The 3,542-nt window shown below is 48.3% G+C and carries 2 protein-coding genes; both read left to right on the top strand.

Translation table 11 applies throughout. From position 1 onward, the window contains the following. The first annotated feature begins 65 nt into the window (after positions 1–65). A complete protein-coding gene (locus tag Q0294_RS16545) occupies positions 66–836 on the top strand; it encodes a M90 family metallopeptidase (protein WP_299467667.1) in 771 nt (256 codons plus the stop codon). A 149-nt stretch (positions 837–985) separates the two neighbouring features. Then, entirely contained in the window at positions 986–3,322 is a 2,337-nt protein-coding gene (locus tag Q0294_RS16540) for a M48 family metallopeptidase (RefSeq protein WP_299467665.1), read from the top strand. Positions 3,323–3,542 lie beyond the last annotated feature (220 nt).

Here is a 3,542-nt window from a genome sequence, read left to right as displayed (position 1 = left end):
GCTCATGAAATCAACGGGTAGCGTCAATTATCCGTTATTATATTCATTGCTGAGAGATGGTTTTCATGTTATTCACCTGGTGGCGCAATCGTCGACGCAAAAAAATTCTGGCTGTTCCCATACCGGACCACTGGAAAACAATCCTGGATCAGAATGTGTCACAACTTTCGCAACTGACAGCGCAGCAGCGCGCCTTGTTGTATCAACGCGTGCAGATTTTCGTGAAAGAAAAATACTGGGAAGGCTGTAATGGCTTTCAAATTACCGAAGAGGTCAAATTAACCATTGCAGGCCAGGCTTGTCTGCTGACGTTGGGCTTTGCGAGCGACTGTTTCGACCGCCTCAAAACGATTCTGGTTTATCCCGATACTTATGTGGCTAAAGAGTCGCTGTTAAATTCGATCGGCGTCTTAACCGAAGGAACTTCGTTTCGTCTGGGAGAATCCTGGGGGCAGGGGCCGATTGTGTTGTCCTGGGAAAGCATTTACGAAGGGGGACAAACACCCGATGATGGTCGGAATGTAGTGGTCCATGAATTCGCACACTATTACGACGCCGTTGATCGGCAGTTTGACGGAACCCCGCCTCTCAACAGCGCCGAAGAATATGAACGCTGGAACCGCGTGATGACAGCCGAGTATCAATCCCTGGTCGCGCAATTGCAGCACGGACATACAACATTCATTGATCCTTACGGGGCAACGAATCCTGCAGAATTCTTTGCTGTCTGCTCAGAACATTTTTTTGAACAACCGCGCCAGATGCGGGAGTACTCAGAAGATTTATACGAGACCTTGAAATTGTTCTATCAGCAGGATCCGGCATCAGCGGTTTGATTTCAGAACATTCTCAATTGTTCTGATTCAGACGTAGATTTTTTGAAATCGAATTCGTAGTCTATGTTAAATACGGGGTCTGTTCGTTAGATCATTCGTGTACCTTTTGGGATAAAACCCGTACTGCCAGGATCAAGGCTGGATTGACGATGAGTGACCCTTCTCCCGAGCGATTGCAGAAGAGACAGAAAACGACAGATCCGGCCAAAACAGATATCTCAGAGCCGAAGCGGGTTTCGAAGAAACGTTCGTCCAAAGAAGCAGTGCAAGCACTCACGCCGCAAAAAATCATACAGGCTTTTGAAGGAAATATTGAGCCTGTGTCACCCACGATGCTGTATCGACTGAATGCGCTGCTGGTCAGTGTTGTGATGATTCTGTTACCGCTGATTTATCTGGGGATCATTGGGCTGGTGGTCTGGGGCGTGTATTTTCATGCCGTCAATTCGCTCAGTCTGTTTGAGGTTGCCAATTCCGGTTCCGGTGCTTCTTCACGCAATCGGGGGAAGGGAATGATCCTGCTGGCGCTGGTCTATCTGGCGCCGATTGTGGTTGGTGTCATCCTGATTATATTTATGCTGAAGCCGCTTTTTTCGCGCCCCTCACATTCATCGTCGTTTCGCTCTCTCAAACGGGAAAAAGAACCATTGTTATTTCTGTTTGTCGATCATGTCTGTGATGCCGTTGGCGCACCTCGTCCGGTGCAGATTAATCTGGATATCCAGGTCAACGCTTCTGCCGGCTTCAGGCGGGGCTGGCTGAGCATGTTTGGGAATGACCTCGTTTTAACGATCGGCATGCCGCTGATTGCCGGGTTGTCTCTGCGACAGTTTTCCGGTGTGCTGGCACATGAGTTCGGCCACTTTTCGCAAGGGGCCGGGATGCGACTTTCGTTTATCATTCGCAGTATCAACATGTGGTTTTTGCGAGTGGTCTACGAGCGCGACGACTGGGATGAGCGACTTGAGCATCTTTCAGAATCACTCGATTTGCGCGTCAGTTGGATCTTGTATCTTGCCCGGCTGTTTATCTGGCTCACACGAAAAATTTTATGGGCGCTGATGATGGTCGGCCATCTGGTGAGTGGTTTTTTAATGCGGCAGATGGAGTTTGACGCAGACCGGTATGAGGCGCGGCTGGTCGGCAGTCGCTGTTTTGCGGCTACGAGTAAACGCCTGGCGCTGCTGGGAGTGGCCAATCAGGGGGCGCTGAGTGATTTAGGTCAGTTCTATGCCGAGGGGCGGCTCGTTGATAATTTTCCTGCGCTGATCAATATCAATTTGAACAAACTTCCCGCTCAGGTTCTGGAAGCAGTGGAGGCCGGGATCAAGCAGGAAAAGACAGGCTGGTTTGATACGCACCCCGCCACTCTGGAGCGAATTGCCAGCGTACAAAACGAGGAGGCAGAGGGAGTCTTTCGACTCAAGGCGCCCGCGACAGTGCTGTTGAGTAATTTCCCTCGTGAAGCGAAGTTTGTGACGCGAGATTTTTATTATGGGGTTTTTGGCAAAGAGATCAAGCGGGAAAATCTGCACTCGATCGATGAATTACTGATTCGGCAGGAAGAAGAACAGACAGCGCATCGGGCAGTGCAACGATTTTATCAGGGAGCCATTTATCCGAATCGGCCGCTGCAGATTTCGGAATACGCCGTCCAGGTTCCTGAAGATGCCAAACAATGTGCACTGGAATTAAAGAGTTATCGGGAAAAACTTTTCAAGTATCGATTGAAGTATAAAACATTCGTTGAGGAATTTCGTGAATTTGAATCGAAGGCCTTAAGCGTTAATGTGGCGGCGCTGGCCCTGCGGGCAAATCTCAAGCTGAAATCAGAAGACCGGTTTTTAAAATCGCTGACAAATTTTGACAAAGTGATCAATGCCACTCACGCCATTGATCGTAAAAAAGGTGAGTTGAAAATCGAGCTGGAAAAATACGAGTCACTCATCGTAAAAAGGCTGGAACGCGCATTGCAGTTATTCCTGGTACCCAAAGTGCAGGCAAAAATTCCCGAAGCTGCAGAATGGGAAAGTGATCTGCGTCCGTTGCTGTTAACGCTGCAGATGACCAATTCCCAGATCGCGCCTTTATGGGAACTGCATATGAACTGTGTTTCATTTCAGGTCTTGCTGCAGTTCTTTGAGCAGAAACGGAATGATGAAAAATATTGTGAAATTGTGATTTCAGAAATGGGAAAAATGGAAACCCTCCTGAATGCCATTCATGGTCGCTTTAAAAGACATCCCTATCCCTTCGAGCATTCTCAAGTTGATATCAGCATTGCGGATTTTGCGTTGTCGCGTGCACCTGAGTCAAATAATCCGGGAGATCTGCTCGGGGCCGCGGAAAGACTGTTCGAAAATCTCATGGCTTTGAACCATCGCGCACTGGGCAGACTTTGTCTGCTGGCGGAGCAAATTGAGATGCTCATGGGTTACGAAATCCTGCCGGACTATGAAGAAATCGAGAGTGACTCTGAAGAGTAACCTCTTCCCTCTACGAGGGGGCTTGAGCAGCGAAAGTGCTTTCGATCGGCAAATTCTGCCGCTGGATGCGAAATTGTCAAAATATAGGCTTTGCTCCAGATAGGAATTCGAGAAGACTCTAGGGATTCTCTGAGTTCTTTCATCTTCCTGTAAATGAAAGACGATACTTGAGAATAAGTCCCTCTGTTTTGTGATAAAATATTATCTGGCAAAACTTCCT

Origin of the sequence: uncultured Gimesia sp., from assembly GCF_937919775.1 — a bacterium.
Lineage (GTDB): Bacteria > Planctomycetota > Planctomycetia > Planctomycetales > Planctomycetaceae > Gimesia.
Note: the sequence above shows the minus strand (reverse complement) of the source record. Positions and strands in the feature narration are given on the sequence as shown.